General features: G+C 42.2%; 15 protein-coding genes and 2 tRNA genes. 15 read left to right on the forward strand and 2 right to left on the reverse strand.

From position 1 onward, the window contains the following. Positions 1-474: 474 nt before the first annotated feature. From tpiA to pnp, 14 genes are all read left to right on the forward strand, one after another. Positions 475-1,296 (forward strand): triose-phosphate isomerase, encoded by an 822-nt coding sequence (tpiA, locus tag ACT3TU_RS10610; protein ID WP_192523411.1) that lies wholly within the window; start codon positions 475-477, stop codon positions 1,294-1,296. A 217-nt stretch (positions 1,297-1,513) separates the two neighbouring features. Further along, positions 1,514-1,822: a preprotein translocase subunit SecG gene (gene secG / locus ACT3TU_RS10615; RefSeq protein WP_021814138.1), complete on the forward strand. Its 309-nt coding sequence runs from the start codon at positions 1,514-1,516 to the stop codon at positions 1,820-1,822. A gap of 160 nt (positions 1,823-1,982) precedes the next feature. Next, positions 1,983-2,067: transfer RNA gene (locus ACT3TU_RS10620), tRNA-Leu, on the forward strand. A 166-nt stretch (positions 2,068-2,233) separates the two neighbouring features. Continuing rightward, positions 2,234-2,310: transfer RNA gene (locus ACT3TU_RS10625), tRNA-Met, on the forward strand. A gap of 624 nt (positions 2,311-2,934) precedes the next feature. Next, positions 2,935-3,435, forward strand: a complete 501-nt coding sequence (gene rimP / locus ACT3TU_RS10630) for a ribosome maturation factor RimP (protein ID WP_444784352.1) — start codon at positions 2,935-2,937, stop codon at positions 3,433-3,435. A gap of 141 nt (positions 3,436-3,576) precedes the next feature. Then, entirely contained in the window at positions 3,577-5,061 is a 1,485-nt protein-coding gene (gene nusA / locus ACT3TU_RS10635) for a transcription termination factor NusA (protein WP_192523413.1), read from the forward strand. Positions 5,062-5,212: 151 nt separating this feature from the next. Next, positions 5,213-7,936 (forward strand): translation initiation factor IF-2, encoded by a 2,724-nt coding sequence (gene infB / locus ACT3TU_RS10640; RefSeq protein ID WP_444784353.1) that lies wholly within the window; start codon positions 5,213-5,215, stop codon positions 7,934-7,936. 233 nt (positions 7,937-8,169) lie between these two features. Continuing rightward, complete coding sequence (locus tag ACT3TU_RS10645) at positions 8,170-8,559, forward strand: ribosome-binding factor A (protein WP_192529025.1); 390 nt, start codon at positions 8,170-8,172, stop codon at positions 8,557-8,559. 23 nt (positions 8,560-8,582) lie between these two features. Then, positions 8,583-9,638, forward strand: a complete 1,056-nt coding sequence (truB, locus tag ACT3TU_RS10650; RefSeq protein WP_444784354.1) for a tRNA pseudouridine(55) synthase TruB — start codon at positions 8,583-8,585, stop codon at positions 9,636-9,638. Between the two features lie 387 nt (positions 9,639-10,025). Next, positions 10,026-10,550 (forward strand): type 1 glutamine amidotransferase domain-containing protein, encoded by a 525-nt coding sequence (locus ACT3TU_RS10655; protein WP_444784355.1) that lies wholly within the window; start codon positions 10,026-10,028, stop codon positions 10,548-10,550. A 100-nt stretch (positions 10,551-10,650) separates the two neighbouring features. Beyond that, on the forward strand, positions 10,651-10,812 hold the full coding sequence (locus ACT3TU_RS10660; protein WP_192524236.1) for a hypothetical protein: 162 nt from the start codon (positions 10,651-10,653) through the stop codon (positions 10,810-10,812). A 147-nt stretch (positions 10,813-10,959) separates the two neighbouring features. After that, positions 10,960-11,133: a hypothetical protein gene (locus ACT3TU_RS10665; protein WP_192524235.1), complete on the forward strand. Its 174-nt coding sequence runs from the start codon at positions 10,960-10,962 to the stop codon at positions 11,131-11,133. A 357-nt stretch (positions 11,134-11,490) separates the two neighbouring features. Continuing rightward, positions 11,491-11,757, forward strand: a complete 267-nt coding sequence (rpsO, locus tag ACT3TU_RS10670) for a 30S ribosomal protein S15 (RefSeq protein ID WP_192524234.1) — start codon at positions 11,491-11,493, stop codon at positions 11,755-11,757. 729 nt (positions 11,758-12,486) lie between these two features. Continuing rightward, positions 12,487-14,589 carry a polyribonucleotide nucleotidyltransferase gene (gene pnp / locus ACT3TU_RS10675; RefSeq protein WP_444784356.1) on the forward strand — a complete coding sequence of 701 codons (2,103 nt, stop codon included), beginning with the start codon at positions 12,487-12,489 and terminating at the stop codon, positions 14,587-14,589. 112 nt (positions 14,590-14,701) lie between these two features. Here the strand turns inward: pnp and ACT3TU_RS10680 are convergent, their stop codons facing one another. Then, positions 14,702-15,241, reverse strand: a complete 540-nt coding sequence (locus ACT3TU_RS10680) for a hypothetical protein (RefSeq protein ID WP_444784357.1) — start codon at positions 15,239-15,241, stop codon at positions 14,702-14,704. A gap of 79 nt (positions 15,242-15,320) precedes the next feature. On the opposite strand from ACT3TU_RS10680, the gene ACT3TU_RS10685 reads away from it, so the two are divergent. After that, the gene (locus ACT3TU_RS10685; RefSeq protein WP_444784358.1) at positions 15,321-16,535 is read left to right on the forward strand and encodes an IS256 family transposase; all 1,215 of its coding nucleotides are present in this window, start codon (positions 15,321-15,323) and stop codon (positions 16,533-16,535) included. A 94-nt stretch (positions 16,536-16,629) separates the two neighbouring features. Here the strand turns inward: ACT3TU_RS10685 and ACT3TU_RS10690 are convergent. After that, positions 16,630-17,073, reverse strand: a 444-nt coding sequence (locus tag ACT3TU_RS10690) for a hypothetical protein (RefSeq protein ID WP_444784359.1), incomplete at its 5' end; no start/stop codon positions are given.

The raw sequence follows: 17,073 nt of genomic DNA on the forward strand, positions 1-17,073 counted from the left end.
TTTATAGTGATGCTTTTTTATGAATAGGCAGTGTTTGGTTTTCTATCAATATAATATAGGACTTTACTTCACTTTGAAGGCTTTATTTTAAAGGCTGTATATAGACCATTAAATGGATAGCTGGTGAAAATATATCAATAGCGCAAACACAGCGTAAAAATATAAAACCAGACTACAATCAGACCTAAATAAAATAAATACTATAACGCGCTATTAGAATAGATTTTGCTTGCTATGCCTGCGTAGATGGAGGTTATGAAAAATTAATCTCAGCAGTACTATAGCCTTTTAAAGGTGAGTCAATTATATATAGCTGTTTTTTATCAATACCATGGTCGGCTATTTAACCCACCCTAACCGTAAAGCTCTGTTTTGATTTGGGCAGCACTATACTATAGCACTTGTGAATTATTTGTTATACTGGCGCGCATATCAGCCGCATTGGCATGAATACATGAGACAAGGTAGATAGGTATGCAAGCTTGGGTAATTGGCAATTGGAAACAAAATCCAGCAACGAGCCACGACGTCAATGTGTTATTAGACGATTTATTGGTGGCAGTTGATGCCGAAAAGCAAGCCGCTATACAAGCCGCTATAGAGGTATCGAAACGATGCACGTTAATGGTGGCGCCGAGCTGTATTCATCTGGCGGCTGTGAGTGCACGTTTAAAAGGCAGTTCAATACTTAGTGCGGCTCAAGATATCAGCGCTCACAGTGCGAGCACTGGCGCGTATACGGGTGATTGCTCAGCGCAGCAAGTGGCAGATACTGGCGCAACGTGGACGATACTTGGACACTCTGAGCGCCGTCAATACCATAGCGAATCTAATGATAGCCTAGTAAAAAAGCTGACGCATGCACTGACGCATAACTTAGGTGCGATACTTTGTATTGGGGAAACCCAAGCGCAATACGATGCTAAGCAAACGCTTGACGTCATCGATACCCAGTTATCGGTTATTAAAGACTTGCTTGCCCAGCAGCCAGACCTGATAGCATCATTACCTGAGCGCCTAATCATTGCTTACGAGCCAGTCTGGGCGATTGGCACTGGCAAAGTACCGACCGTGGCTGAAGTCAGTAAAACCCACCAGCATATTAAGCAAAAGATGGCCAGTTTTGCCGAAGCCATTGATTCAATGACTGTTTTATATGGAGGTAGTGTCAATGCTGATAATGCCGATAGCTTTGCCTCAGATCCTATGATTGACGGTGCATTGGTCGGCGGCGCTTCATTAAAGGCCGAAAGTTTTTTGATGATTGCCAAAGCCTTTAGTAGTGCAAATATTTAGTTAATATAAGCAAAATACAGCTAATAAATATCTCATGCGTATATAAAATGTCTTTATCAGTTGGCAAAAGTAGGTTTAACAGTGCCCTTGCAATCGTGTACAATGCGCCTTATTTAACACAATCGAATTGGCGTTATTGCGCGCTAATTGCTATCACCATTAACCTTAAGATTTATTTTCCGTTATCAGTCGTCATTACGCGGCAAAAGAGGCCACCATGTTTACGTTTATATTAGCCCTGCACATTATCGTGGCGATTGCCATGATCGGCTTGATTTTGATACAGCATGGCAAAGGGGCAGACGCTGGGGCTTCGTTTGGTGCTGGCTCTTCAGGCACTGTATTTGGTGCAGCAGGAACGGCTAACTTCTTGACGCGTGCGACTGCGGTGCTTACGGTCATATTTTTTATCACCAGTATGACTCTTGCGGTTCATGCTCGTAAGCAGGCAGAAGATCAGTTTCGTTTAGATGCGCCGGTTTCAGCACCACAAACACCACGCCCTTTGACTCAAAACCCTGAATAGTTATTTTTTCGTAAGCGTTTTTGAATAGGCAACGCTTGCTATTTTAAGGCGTTAGATTTACAATGCTTTTCTGTTTTTACAAGTCTTTGTCTATTGGTGCCTACCTTAAAGCATCTATTAAAATAGAGTAAAGGTTAGAAAACAGAGCAGTGAGAAGAATGCGATTGTGGTGGAATTGGTAGACACGCCATCTTGAGGGGGTGGTGGCGCAAGCTGTGGGGGTTCAAGTCCCCCCAATCGCACCAAGTTTTGAAGTATTAGTTTTTTAAATTGATATATTTCAAAGTATAAAGCTGTTAAGGTAGTATCGTATTAAGAGAGTTGATCGAGTTAAATACTTTATTTTAAATTATTTTTAAATAAGTATTGACACTTCTATAAAACCTCCCTATAATACGCGTTCTAGATTGATGCGGGGTGGAGCAGTCTGGTAGCTCGTCGGGCTCATAACCCGAAGGTCGTTGGTTCAAATCCAGCCCCCGCTACCATTTTTTATACTGATGTATTGCACGCTAAATTTGTCAGTACCGATTAGCCCACCATTATGTTTGTGGGTTTTTTTGTATCTGATGATTGGCGTTATCGCGGTATCTATCCTACTTATGCTAAGCTCTAGGCCTATAGAGTACGACGCCATTTATGGTAGCTTGTCATTACTCGTCGTCATTAGAGTGACGTTTCTTAAGCAAACTATTTTTTAGTACTCTTTTACTCCTCACTCTTTTATCGATAGTACTGCTTTATGAATAATAAAAGCATGGTTTGGCTGAGCTTGATGTTTTATACGCTCATCCTCATATAAATACACAGCGTCTCTATGATAATGGCCTATATAATAATGATAGGTTTGTGATTTAAAAATAAAACAATGACAGTGTCTCTTATGGTTAAATAAATACTATATGATACCCCACTCTCAACTTATTTTTCTAAGGTATTGGTTTACTTAGTTTTTAAAATTTCAGTTAAAACAATTAGAATTTTAAATTCTATAAAAATCAAAAGCCTACGATAAGTTGAGATTGGCGTTATATGATGGCAGAGATAAGCAAAGACTTTAAAACAGTTTATTAAGTACGATAGATAAGTGAATAGGAAAATATAAATAGATTATGAAGCTTTCGACCAAAGTTGCAGAACTGACCAATATTATTGCCCCTGCCGTCGCCGCTTGTGATGTGGCATTGTGGGGCATAGAATTCGCGCCACAAGGCAATCGCTCTTTGTTACGTATTTATATTGAGGCGCTGCCAGAAGAGCAAGCCCAAGATAAGCACGTGACCATCGAAGACTGTGCTGCGGTGAACCATCAAGTGAGCGGTATCCTTGAGGTTCATGATCCTATCGCTGGTGAGTATATTTTAGAAGTGTCTTCGCCAGGTTTTGACCGTGCTTTTTTCTCAGATGAGCAGATGCATGCTTATGTGGGTCAAACCGTTAGCTTGCGTTTGATACAAGCGATCGGTGATGGCGATCAAAAACGCCGTAAAGCCACTGGTACTCTAGATAGTATTGATGCAAACACCTTGAAACTGACGTCAAGTGATGGTGAGCAGTTTGAAATTGCGTTAAGTAATATCGATAAAGCCAATTTGGTTTATGAAGATGCTTAATCTTTAAAACTTTACTCTCTAATAGCTTACTCTTCAAATAGCGTAGTCTCCAAATAGCTTAGATAGCTTACGGTGAAAATATATAGCAAGTCATAAATTATAAAATTTAAGTCAATTAAAAAATGATAGGACAGGTATAGTATGAGTCGTGAAATCTTAACGGTAGTAGAAACTGTCAGTAATGAAAAGGGCTTAAATCCTGAAGATATCTTTGAAGCCATCGAAGACGCTTTAGTGGTATCGACGAAGAAAAAAGTATACACCGAACAGCCTGAAGTGGCCGTACGGGTTGCCATCGACCGTACAACGGGCGATTACGATACTTATCGTTACTGGACAGTGGTTGCAGATGAAGATCACGAAATGCCTGCCTGTCAGTTAGCAATTACTGACCTTGATCAAGATGAATGGTCTATTGGTGATGTTAAAGAAGAGCAAATCGAATCGATTGAGTTTGGTCGTATTGCGGCGACTCAAGCCAAACAAGTTATCATTCAAAAAATTCGTGAAGCTGAGCGCGCGCTCGTAGCCGATGCTTTTGAGCCACGTGTTGGTGAGATGATGTACGGCGAAGTCAAAAAGCAAACTCGTGATGGTTATATTATCGATTTAGGTGACAACGCAGAAGGTTATCTTTCACGCGATCAGATGTTGCCACGTGAGCAGCTGCGTGCAAAATCGCGCATCAATGCTATCTTGTATCATGTCAACCGTGAAAACCGCGGTGCACAGCTATTGTTGTCACGTACCCATCCTGAGATGCTTTCAGCCTTGATGCAAAAAGAAGTGCCTGAGATTGCAGAACAAATTATTGAAATCCGTAACGTCGCTCGCTTGCCAGGTACTCGTGCTAAAATAGCGGTGAAGACTAACGATCATCGTATCGACCCTGTTGGTGCTTGTATCGGTATGCGTGGTACGCGTATTCAAGCGGTACAGCAAGAACTTGATGGCGAACGTATTGATGTGGTGGTGTGGTCAGATGATCCAGCACAATTCATTATCAGTTCTTTAGAGCCAGCTGATGTCAGCAGTATTATTTTAGATGAAGACATGCAGATGGCCGATATTATCTTCAGTACCAACGATCAGTTGGCGCGCGCGATTGGCTCACAAGGTCAAAACGTCCGTTTGGCGTCCGAGCTTACGGGCTACAAGCTTAATATGATGCTAGAAGAAGAGTATCAACAGCGTCAAGAAAACGAATCTAAAGCATTCATCGAATTATTCTATGAGCGTTTAGAGGTGGATCGCGACTTAGCGCATGCGCTTGTTGATATTGGTTTTACCAGTATCGAAGAAGTGGCTTATGTACCAGTCGAAACCTTTTATGATATAGAGGGTTTAGATGATGAAGCGATTGATATGATTCAAGAGCGCGCCAAAGAAGTAGTCATTGCAGATGAATTATTTAAACAACAAAACATGAAAGAGCCAAGTCAAGAGTTACAAGATCTTGAGGGTATGACCGTCAGCTGGGCTTATAAAATGGCACAAAAAGACATCATCACCGTTGATGACTTGGCAGAACAAGCCGTCTTCGATTTAGAAGATATCGAAGGATTAGATACTGAAACCGCAGGAAAACTCATCATGAAAGCTCGGGAATCTTGGTTCAATGAATAAGCGGTGACTGCATATCGCTGTCTTTTGGTGATATGCTATCGATAATAAAGTGTTGGTATGATTGCAATACAAATACCAGCCTTACCCCAATCATTTGTAGCCAACAACTGAATTGAACATATAGCAAATAATAGACAGTAGGTGATATTAAATGGCAGATAAGACCGTCAAAGAACTGGCAGATATGGTAGGCAAAACTACGAGTGCTGTACAACAGCAACTGGTAGATGCTGGACTGCCTACTCGCGCAGAAGATGACTTAGTTACTGAGGTTGAGCAAGAAAAACTGGTGACGTATTTAAAACAAAGTCATGGTCAGCAAGAAAAGCGTCGTATTAGTCTGAAGTCTAAGACAACTAGCACCGCGCGTGTGACCGGCTCTTCAGGAAAATCTAAGAGTGTCAATGTTGAAGTGCGTAAAAAGAAAGTATTCGAAAAGCCTGATCCAGAGAAAATGGCTGAAGAATTGGCTGCGCGTGAGCAAGCGATGATTGAATCGCAAGAGCGTGCTGCTAAAGATGCTGAAGAGCGTGCTGCCATCAAGAAAAAGTCTGAAGAGCGTCAAGCAGCAACCTTAGCGGCAATGCGTGCAAGCTTAGGCTCTAGCAAAAAATCAGACGACAAGAATGACGATATCTCAACCTCAGTGGTTGTGAAAAAAGGTGGTAAAGCCGCTGTTGAAGTTAAGCCAAAAGAACAGCCGAAGAAAAAAGTCGCTGCAACCAAACCAAAAGTTGAAACGGCAGCTGAGCGCAAAGCTCGCGAAGTACGTGAAAAAGAAGAGAATCGTTTACGTCAAATCGAAACAGAAACTCGTCAAGCCCAAGCGAAAGAAGCGCAAAAACGTACGCTTGAGCAAATGCGTAAAATGGCGGGTCAATATACGGATCAGCCTGCTGCTGAAGTTCGTAAAGACGAGCCACTGGCAGAAGGTCTAGTCGGTGATGCGTTAGAAGAATCGTTTGAAAAAGAACGTCGTGAAATCAAGCGCGGTGCAAGCAGCACTGGAGCTCGTGGTCGTCGCCGTAAGAATCAAGATGAGCGTGAAATCAAAAACCGTAAAAATGGTTTACGTTCAAGTCAGTCGACACAGCATAAGTTTGAAAAGCCGCTTGATAAAATTATTTATGATGTTGAGATTAGTGAGCAAATCACAGTAGCAGATCTCGCTCAGCGTATGGCGGTTAAAGCTCGTGAAGTGACTAAATTGCTGATGAAAATGGGTGAAATGGCTCGTGAATCAGATATGATTGATCAAGCAACAGCCAGTCTACTTGTTGAAGAGATGGGTCACAACCCTGTACCAGTCAGCGATACCAAAGTTGAAGATGATCTACAATATGCCGTTGATGAACGCAGCAGTAATATCCAAACGCGTCCACCAGTGGTTACTATCATGGGTCACGTTGACCATGGTAAAACATCACTACTCGATAAAATCCGTGAAACTAAGGTTGCGACTGGCGAAGCTGGTGGTATTACCCAGCATATCGGTGCTTACCATGTAAAAACAGATCGCGGTGTGATTACTTTCCTTGATACCCCAGGTCACGCAGCTTTTAGTGCCATGCGTTCACGCGGTGCCCAAGCGACAGATATCGTCGTAATCGTTGTTGCTGCTGATGACGGTATGATGCCACAAACTGCAGAAGCGATTGATCATGCTCGTGCTGCTGGCACACCTATCATTGTTGCTATCAACAAAATGGATAAGCCAAGTGCTGATCCAGATCGTGTCTTAAACGAGTTAACCACGAAAGAAGTGGTATCAGAAGAATGGGGCGGCGATACCCCAATGGCGCGTATCTCAGCCAAAACTGGCGAAGGTATCGACGAGCTATTGGAATTCATTAGCCTCCAAGCTGAATTGATGGAATTAGAAGCACCATTAGATGGCGCGGCGCAAGGTGTGGTCATTGAATCAAGACTTGAGAAAGGTCGTGGCCCTGTTGTTAGTGTTCTAGTCAAAAAAGGTACCTTAAAGCAAGGTGACTTGGTCTTAGCCGGCGAACATTATGGTAAAGTTCGTGCGATGACTAATGAGAGTGGTCAGCGTATCAAAACCGCTGGTCCTTCTATCCCTGTGGAGATTTTAGGTTTGCCTGAAACGCCAGCGGCTGGTAGTGAATTCTTAGTCGTAACGGATGAGAAAAAAGCTCGTGAAGTGGCGGACTTTAGAACCAACCGTGAGCGTGAGCGTCAACTTGAACGCCAGAACGCCATGCGTTTAGAGAGTATGTTCGATCAGATGGAACAAGGTGATGTATCATTCTTAAACATCGTATTGAAAACAGATGTTCGTGGTTCACTTGAAGCATTACTTGCTGCATTGAACGAGCTATCAACTGATGAAGTAAAAGTCAGAGTGATTAGCTCCGGCGTTGGCCCTATCTCTGAATCGGATGTCACCCTTGCAGAGTCGAGCGAAGCAGTACTATTAGGCTTCAATGTCCGAGCAGATGCGACCGCCCGTCGTAAAGCTGACGCGGCTAATATGGATATTCGCTATTACAGTGTTATCTATGGCTTGATTGATGATGTTAAAGCAGCCATGAGCGGTATGCTCGCGCCAGAACATCGTGAGAAAATCTTGGGTGTGGCGGATGTTCGTGAAGTATTCCGCTCTAGTAAATTTGGTGCAGCTGCTGGTTGTATGGTGGTTGAGGGTACGATTTATCGCAACAAACCTATCCGCGTCTTACGTGATGACCAAGTTATCTTTACTGGCCATTTGCAATCATTGCGTCGTTATAAAGAAGACGTCAATGAAGTACGTACTGGCATGGAATGTGGTCTTGCAGTTCGTGGCTACGATGTCGAAGCGGGTGATAAAATCGAAGTCTTTGAAATCCAAGAGTTCGCACGTACTATCTAAAGTTACTGTTTAAAACGAAGATAGTTGGTTATGTAACTTGCTTTATTAAGCATCACATAAATAACCAGCTATCTTATGAATATTCAGCTGTACTTAGGCCTAACAGGTACATCCTGCTAGGCCTTTTTTGACAACTATTAGTCTTCAAATTTACAGTCTTCAATTTATTGATAAACAAATATGTTAGTTAATTAATGAATGAAGACGAGCCATATAAAAAATAAGGTAATAATATGAATCAACGCTTACAACGTTTGGCTGATCAAATTCAGCGCGAGCTTGCGGTCCTCATTCGTGACGAAGTCAACGATCCTCGTTTAACAGGTTTTGTCACAATCTCTAGTGTTAAGGTCAGCCCAGATTTAGGCTATGCTGATGTCTACGTCACCATCATGGAGCCTGAGCTTAATGATGCTATGACCAAGACCAACCACGAAGAAAGCATCAAAGTACTCAATAAAGCCGCTGGGTTTTTACGTACGGAGTTGAGCCACAGCCTGAAAACACGTACCACGCCGCGCTTGCGCTTTCATTATGATGAAGTCACCGCTCGTGGTAACTATATGATGGACTTGATTAATCAGGCGGTCACCAAAACTGAGCAAAACGAGAACGATGAGTAAGAAATCAAAGAGTAAAAGCCATTATGTCTAGACCGCCCAATCAAGCTGACAAAAAAGCCAATAAGATGGCTGATAAAATAAAAGTCTCTGGTGTTATCTTAGTGGATAAGCCTAAAGGTATGACCTCGCAGCAAGTGGTGTCAAAGGTGAAGTATCTGTTTAAATCACCGATACACGATAGCAAAAAAGCCGGTCATACGGGTACACTTGATCCCATGGCAACGGGGCTTCTGCCTATTTGTATGGGTGAGGCGACGAAGTTTAGCCATTATCAACTTGATGCGGACAAATCCTATCAAGCGACTATTTTACTTGGTAGCCAGACAGATACAGGCGATGCCGACGGGCAAATCGTAGCACAAGCACCTATTCCAAAATTTGACGATGCGCTATTAGACAAGGTTGCCCAACAGTTTTCGGGTGCCCAGAAGCAGATACCACCGATGTATTCTGCCCTAAAAAAAGATGGCAAAAAACTATATGAATATGCTCGTGCTGGTATCGAAATAGAGAGAGAGCCAAGAGATATTATTCTCAAGGCGATTAACCTCGAAGCCATCGATGATACGCAGATTCAATTGACGGTCACTTGTACCAAAGGCACTTACGTGCGCGTACTGGGTGAAGATATCGCTAAAGTAATGGGAACGCTGGGGCATTTGACTGCGTTACGACGTACGCAAGTTGGCAATTTCAACATTGAGGAAGCGATTGCTTTATCAGCATTAGAAGAGATGGCGTTAGACAGTCGACAGTCTTATTTATTAGCCATTGACGCTTGCATTGATATTGATGCCGAGCTGACATTGACGACTGAACAGTGTGCTCGCGTGCATATGGGTCAGCGCCTAAACGTATTTGAACAGCTGACGGAAGATATCAGAGGTTATATATCGGAAGTTATTAACCAGTCATCTAATCCTATAAGTGCAACCAATAATCAGAATGATAAAGTCCAGCCATTGGAATATGAAATACCCGTAGATATTCGCTTAATAGATGAGCAAGGTAACTTTCTTGGGTTGGGTGCGGTTAGTCTTAATGGGCGATTGCAGCCTAAAAAACTGATTCAACGTTAGTCTTGCGGTGTTAAAACTATATTCTGTTTATTGCTTCTCAGCTTACTAACAGTTTACACTAATCACATATCGTCACATTTTATTGCAGGTTTCACCTATGGTGGAACCTGTTTTTTTTGTACATTGGTTAAGTCAGCTAGGGAAAGTTAGACAAAAATAAAAAATAAGAAAAATTATAATAATAATTATAATAATAAAATATAACTGTAATAAATAATAAAAAAAGTTTAATACTATAAGAATAAATAAAAATAATTTGATGATATAACAATAAAAAAATACTAATACTAATAAGGCAGGATGCTATTTGCAACTCGGACGTTGTTATTATAAGAAGAACAATTTAGTTAATAAAAATATAGAGAATATAAAAATATAGGAAATATTATGAAGACTATTGCTTTTTTATTACACAATAACTTTGAACAAGTAGAGTATGAAGAGGTCAATGACCAATTAAAAGAAAAAGGTTATAAAACCATACTGATTACTACTGATAAACAAAAAGAAGTTCAAGGTATAAAGCAGGATGTAAATAAAGGCAAAACTTTCACGGCCGATATATTTGCTAAAGACGCAAAAGTAGAAGGTTATGATGCTCTGGTCCTGCCTGGTGGCACAGTTAATGCTGACACGATACGTGGCAATAAAGAGGCTCACGGTATTATTAAAGCGATTAATGATGCAAATAAGCCACTAGCTGTGATTTGCCACGCGCCTTGGATTCTTATTAATACTGGCATTGCTAAAGGTAAAACCTTAACGGCCTATCATTCTCTACAGACCGATTTAGAAAATGCAGGAGCAAAATTTGTAGATGAAAGCGTACACGTGGATGATAATCTTATTACCTCGCGCAACCCAGACGATATTAATAACTTTGTCAACGCTATCGATCAGGCGCTATCATAGAATCAATACTTGTAAAGCTAGCAACGTTTACTAGCTCTGAGCCATTTAAAATTTATAGACAGTCCTCACTCATTACAATAACCAGTAAAAGGAAAATACTATGTCAAATTCTAATCCAAACGACACCAAGCTTGAGCAACAACGTTCTGACTCAGCAAAAGCTGCATTAAAAGGTCAAACCGAAGATAATCACACAGAAAATACTGAAGCCGCAGCAGATCGTATTGCTGATAATGTAGAACAAGCTAAAAAAGATAAGTAGAAGAGGAAAAATAGTCATTACTAATAGTCATTACTAAATAAAACGAGTACAAACGTTATAACGCGCTACTGATATGAATTTTCTTGTTGCGCTTGTTTTATAGTGGATTGACTAACGCTTAATAATAACGCTAATTTAGGAGTCGTTATGAGTAATTCATCAAAAAATATGGATCAAGAAGAAAAAAAGATCCAAAAACTGGCAGAGGACATCAACCCCAGCGAAGATACTACCCCTGATAGTTTGGCAGAAGCGACAACGGCACCTCTTGCTGATGACGAACTTGGTGGCAATGCGACTAAAAAAGATACCAATCAATAGGAAAGGTGACAGGCGACAAGCCTAACTCTAACTATAAAACTATTATGAAAAACTGCTGCTAGTTCAGCAGTTTTTTGTTATAATTACCGTCACATTTGAACTGGGTTTTAGGTGAGACACTATCCTTAACTTGTTACTGTAAGCAGATGACACGGTTAAGAGCTATTTTGTATCAATACTGCCTGTGTTTAAGTGATTGCTTCAATAACTGATTGAGCTTGTCGTACACTAGGTCAACTCTAGTAATGCAGGGTTGTCCTGAATGGCGTACAAGTATCTTTTTTACTATTCTACTGCTTTTAAAGCGCGCTCAAATTTGAGTCTGTCTTAAAGCTTTTAGCATTGCCGGAGATATTTATGCTAACTAACAACGATCGTGAACAAATCATTTCTCAATACCAGCGCGGCGAAAACGACACTGGTTCACCAGAAGTACAAGTAGCGCTATTAAGTGCACGTATCAACGATTTGCAGAACCATTTTAAAATGCACAAAGCAGATCATCATAGCCGTCGTGGTCTTATCCGTATGGTTAACACCCGTCGTAAATTGCTTGATTACCTAAAAGGTAAAGATCTTGGTCGCTACAGCACCCTTATTAGCCAGTTAGGTCTACGTCGTTAATTTAGCGACAATAGTACAAGTGGTTACTAAAACAAAAGATACCATCATTTGGTACTTTTTTAGAGTTTTTACTAAACCGCTTAGAACTTGCTTGTTGAGATTGATAAAATAGATTTTCTCTAAAAACGGTGTGGAACAGTTTCACGCCGTTTTTTTTATGCTTATGGATATGGTTTATCCAGCCAAAATAAGTTGCGCCAGTTTGATACTGTGAGCGCAACCTACAAAGAACTTGGCCAAATAAGTACTGATATACTCAAAGTCGTCACTGCAATAATCTACCTGCGTTTTGTTTTGCAATTAATTGGTCAATGGCTATAAATCACGGTAAAATAATGCAGGGTATAGGTAGGTTTGTAGCCTGACAATCGTTAATAGAATGATTGTTTGTAGAAAGTCGTTATTTATAGAGTGGCTACTACCAATTTAAGTAGGCTAAAGCGCAAAAGATACGATGAATGGAGATTAGTGCTATCGACCCCTTTTTGATAGTATTTATAGTGAAAACTTATAGTAAGACCACATTTGAATGACCAAACACACGCAAGAGTATGATGTCTATTATAGATAGAGACATGAGATAAATAAGTAAGGATATTGGCCTTAATTGACGTGATCCCAAAATAGGAAGCGTGTCAATTATTGGTTATATACAAAGAATTTTAATGACAAATATCAGCTTTTTATAGCGCTGATATTACTTTTGTCAGTCAACATTAGGAAGATTATATGACAATGTTTAACACCATTAAGCGTGAATTCCAGTATGGCAACCAACAGGTTGTTATCGAAACAGGTCGCGTTGCGCGTCAAGCAAACTCTATCTTGGTTCACATGGGCGGCGTTACCGTATTAGTAGCCGCTGTTGTGAAACCGGAAGCCAAAGAAGGTCAAAACTTCTTTCCGCTAACCGTGAATTACCAAGAAAAGATGTATGCTGCGGGCAAAATCCCAGGTGCTTATGGCAAACGTGAAGGCCGTGCGAGCGAGTTTGAAACACTCACTTCACGTCTAATTGACCGCCCGATTCGTCCGCTATTCCCTGAAGGCTATGTCAACGAGGTTCAAATCACGGCGACGGTTGTGTCATCAGACAAAACCCAGTCTGCAGATATTGCTGCACTCATCGGTGCTTCAGCCGCGCTAGCTATCTCTGACGCACCATTTAACGGCCCAGTCGCTGCGGCACGTGTTGGCTTTATCAATGGCGAATACGTACTCAACCCAACGCTTGAGCAGCTCACAGAAAGCGATCTGGACCTAGTCGTCGCTGGTACTAAATCTGCGGTATTGATGGTTGAATCAGAAGCTGCAGAGCTGTCAGAAGACCAAATGCTAGGTGCTGTATTGTACGGTCATGAGCAGCAACAAATCGTGATTGATAATATCGCGTCACTAGCAGAAGAGATTGGTACGGCTAAGCAACAGTATGCTGCCCCTGAGCGTGATCAAGCGTTAGAGACCAGCATGAAAGAGCAGTTCGGTACGCAAGTGGCTGATGCTTATACGATTACTGATAAGCAAGAGCGCTACACCAAGCTTGATGAAATTAAGCAATCGATTATCGAGGCACTTGCTGGTGATACTGAGTCAGAAAATTATGCTGACACCGTATCTGAATTAAAAGAAATCTATAACGACCTTAAATATCGCACTGTTCGTGACAATATCTTATCTGGTAAGCCACGTATCGATGGTCGTGATCTTGAGACTGTCCGCGCCCTTGATGTGGAAGTTGGTGTATTGCCATTTACCCATGGTTCAGCACTATTTACTCGTGGTGAGACGCAAGCATTGGTTACAACCACGCTTGGTAATACGCGCGATGTGAATATGATTGACTCGCTAGCGGGCACCATCCGTGATCATTTCATGTTGCATTATAACTTCCCGCATTTCTCAGTCGGTGAAACGGGTCGTGAAGGTATTCCAAAACGTCGCGAAATCGGTCACGGCCGTTTAGCGCGCCGCGGTGTACAAGCGATGCTACCAGACAGCGAACGTTTCCCGTACGTTATCCGTGTGGTATCAGAAATCACTGAATCAAATGGCTCATCTTCAATGGCGTCTGTTTGCGGTGCAAGCTTGGCATTGATGGATGCAGGTGTACCATTAAAAGCACCGGTTGCTGGTATCGCCATGGGCTTGGTTAAAGAAGGCGAGCGTTTTGCGGTATTGTCTGACATCTTAGGTGATGAAGATCATCTTGGCGATATGGACTTTAAAGTCGCTGGTTCTAAAGACGGTATCACCGCCCTGCAGATGGATATCAAAATTGAAGGCATTACCCCAGACATCATGGAGCAAGCGTTAAAACAAGCCCATGCTGGTCGTATCCATATCTTAGACGCGATGAATAAAGTATTGCCAGAGAGCCGTACTGAAATCAACGCGCATGCACCTAACTATGCGGTTATCGAAATTAACCCAGACAAAATCCGTGACGTTATCGGTAAAGGCGGCGCAACGATTCGTCAGCTAACCGAAGAAACGGGTGCGGTTATCGATATCGATGATGCTGGTACTATTCGCATCTTTGGTGAAAACAAAGCGGCAACGAAAGCTGCTATCGGTAAAATCGAAGCAATCACTGCAGAAGTTGAAGTGGGCAAAACCTATGAAGGTACAGTCGCGCGTATCGTTGACTTCGGTGCCTTTGTCAATGTATTGCCAAATACAGACGGCCTCGTGCATATCTCGCAAATCGCAGAAGAGCGCGTTGAGAATGTATCTGACTATCTAAAAGAAGGTCAGACGGTGAAAGTCTTTGTACAAGACGTCGACAACCGCGGTCGTATTAAACTGACCATGAAAGGTATTGAGCAGAACTAATACTGGATATTCGACATAGTTTAAATTTAGAAAACCGCTTTGGGTTGCTTAATAAGCACTCAAGGCGGTTTTTTTATGGACGTAAAAAATTATTTAAGCATCAAATAGCGTTTCAAAGTGACTCGACGGTATCAATATCTTTAGGAAGATGAATATCGATGCGAATTTTCGGTAAGTCTTGTAGATGCTGTATGAGTAACGGTAAGATATCAGCGTGCCAGTCTAATGGTAGCGAGCTTGCGTTTGCGACATTCGCTTCATTGGATGAGTTTACTGCCTCACTTTGTGAGTGTTTATGAATAAGTGGACGTGCCAGTAGAGCAATTCTACGGAGACCTTGGTAGCGGATAAGAGGTATGAGCTGCTGCTGTAAGTCGGCTAAGGCTGCTGTCAACCAACGCGCACGCGATGGATGATAAGGGTGGTTTGATACAACAAGATTGGCAATGTAGCTTGGTTGGTTGCCGTTATTGCTGATTCCAAGTCCAGCCTGCTCACGTGTACGTTTATGCAGTAAACAACTACCCACGCTTAGACTGCCATCACGGCAAGCGCGATAATAACGTTGATAGTTATCAGGGAATAAAGTTTTCGCTCGGGTAAGGATAGGGTCTAAAAGCACACCAGCGCTATTGACGGGTAAAATAAGCAACTGTGCGCTGCTATTTAAAATAGGGGAGTTTCCTAAAAACTGTGTAACTGCTTATAATCCACTAACAGGAGAATAAGCAATGACTACTCAATCTGACATTAAAAAACTGGCCGAGCAAATGGCTGGTAGCATGAACAGCTTTGATGATATCAAAGACTTCCAAAAGCAGCTCATGCAATCCTTTATCGATACTGCCCTTGAAGCTGAGATGGAAGACCATCTCGGCTACCCCAAACATGAAAAGGCGGATAAGCCTAACAAGCGCAATGGGCACACTAAAAAGACAGTCCGCAGTGACACAGGCGATCTTGAGATCTCCACCCCAAGAGACCGTGACGGCGCTTTTGAACCTGCCTTAGTGCGTAAGCATCAAAGTCGTATCTCAGGCCTTGATGATAAAATCATCTCATTTTATGCCAAAGGTCAGACCACCACTGAGATCGTTGATACCATCAAAGACATCTACGACGTTGATATATCAAGTTCTCTTGTCTCAAGAGTCACTGACAACATCTTAGAGGACATCACCGCTTGGCAGAACCGGCCGCTGAGCAGTGTTTATCCTATCGTCTATCTAGACTGCATTGTCGTTAAGGTACGCCAAGACAAGCAGATCATCAACAAGGCTATATATCTGGCGCTAGGTGTGGGACTTGATGGTAGAAAAGAGCTGCTTGGCATGTGGTTATCAGAGAATGAAGGCGCTAAGTTCTGGCTAGGTGTTCTTACCGAGCTTCAAAACCGCGGCGTTCAGGACATTCTTATTGCTTGTGTCGATGGTTTAAAGGGCTTCCCCGATGCCATTAACACCGTCTATCCTCACGCTCAGGTCCAGCTTTGCATTGTTCATATGGTGCGCTATTCGATGAAGTTCGTGCCGTGGACAGATAAGAAGGCAATAGCGGCTGATTTAAAGGCCATCTACGGCGCTGATACCCTTGAGATAGCAGAGGCCAATCTTGAGCACTTTGATGAGGTGTGGGGTGATAAGTATCCGCATGTGGTTAAGTCTTGGCGTAATAACTGGGAGGGCTTAACGGTGTTCTTTGGCTACCCTAAAGACATTAGAAAAGTCATATATACCACCAATGCTATTGAGTCGCTAAACAGTGTGATTCGGACAGCGGTGAATAAGCGTAAGGTGTTCCCGTCTGATCAGGCAGCGTTTAAAGTGGTGTACTTAGCCACCCAGCAGGCATCCAAAAAGTGGTCGATGCCTATTCGTAACTGGACGTCTGCTCTTAATCGCTTTATGATTATGTTTGATGACCGTATCAGTAAGCATTTAATCTAAATGGCAGTTACACAGAATCTGGGATGGTCTCTAAAATAGGGGCGTGGGTGGGTTGTAGAGTCGCCATTATCAGCCCCTTTATAAAGAATTTACATTATTTTGTATTAGGTTTTGGGTCTGTTCTTGCTTCTATTTGTGCTATTTGTTGTTCGAGCAACTCGATTTGCTCAGCTTTCATCTCTGTCAGTTGTTTATTCATCGCAACCTGCTCAGCGGCAAGCTTTTCTTGTTCGGCTAAGCGCTTACGCGTATCCTCTAAGCGATCAATTTCTTCTTTAGCCAAACTGTCTGTTTCTGGTAATGGCGCGTTTAAGATAGCCTCAGAGTCAGATGCTATAGGGTCAGTGACCATAGGCACTGCTTGGCTGTTATCTGCTGTCACCTCGCTATTTTCTAATTCATTTGTTTCATTTGTTTCATTTGTTTCATTGTCTGCTGGTATAGAAGCAGATTGAGCCGCCCCAGTTTGCTCAGTCATCGATGGTGAGGCTGATTTACTGACAGGCTTTGGAACTTCTGGTCCGGATTGCTTTGATAC

Source organism: Psychrobacter sp. AOP3-A1-26, from assembly GCF_052378235.1.
In the GTDB taxonomy this organism is placed as follows: Bacteria; Pseudomonadota; Gammaproteobacteria; order Pseudomonadales; family Moraxellaceae; genus Psychrobacter.

What these genes read in the sequence shown, in the direction of transcription:
- tpiA (WP_192523411.1), top strand. Translation starts at nt 475, where the DNA reads ATGCAAGCTTGGGTAATTGGCAATTGGAAACAAAATCCAGCAACGAGC.
- secG (WP_021814138.1), top strand. Translation starts at nt 1,514, where the DNA reads ATGTTTACGTTTATATTAGCCCTGCACATTATCGTGGCGATTGCCATG.
- rimP (WP_444784352.1), top strand. Translation starts at nt 2,935, where the DNA reads ATGAAGCTTTCGACCAAAGTTGCAGAACTGACCAATATTATTGCCCCT.
- nusA (WP_192523413.1), top strand. Translation starts at nt 3,577, where the DNA reads ATGAGTCGTGAAATCTTAACGGTAGTAGAAACTGTCAGTAATGAAAAG.
- infB (WP_444784353.1), top strand. Translation starts at nt 5,213, where the DNA reads ATGGCAGATAAGACCGTCAAAGAACTGGCAGATATGGTAGGCAAAACT.
- ACT3TU_RS10645 (WP_192529025.1), top strand. Translation starts at nt 8,170, where the DNA reads ATGAATCAACGCTTACAACGTTTGGCTGATCAAATTCAGCGCGAGCTT.
- truB (WP_444784354.1), top strand. Translation starts at nt 8,583, where the DNA reads ATGTCTAGACCGCCCAATCAAGCTGACAAAAAAGCCAATAAGATGGCT.
- ACT3TU_RS10655 (WP_444784355.1), top strand. Translation starts at nt 10,026, where the DNA reads ATGAAGACTATTGCTTTTTTATTACACAATAACTTTGAACAAGTAGAG.
- ACT3TU_RS10660 (WP_192524236.1), top strand. Translation starts at nt 10,651, where the DNA reads ATGTCAAATTCTAATCCAAACGACACCAAGCTTGAGCAACAACGTTCT.
- ACT3TU_RS10665 (WP_192524235.1), top strand. Translation starts at nt 10,960, where the DNA reads ATGAGTAATTCATCAAAAAATATGGATCAAGAAGAAAAAAAGATCCAA.
- rpsO (WP_192524234.1), top strand. Translation starts at nt 11,491, where the DNA reads ATGCTAACTAACAACGATCGTGAACAAATCATTTCTCAATACCAGCGC.
- pnp (WP_444784356.1), top strand. Translation starts at nt 12,487, where the DNA reads ATGACAATGTTTAACACCATTAAGCGTGAATTCCAGTATGGCAACCAA.
- ACT3TU_RS10685 (WP_444784358.1), top strand. Translation starts at nt 15,321, where the DNA reads ATGACTACTCAATCTGACATTAAAAAACTGGCCGAGCAAATGGCTGGT.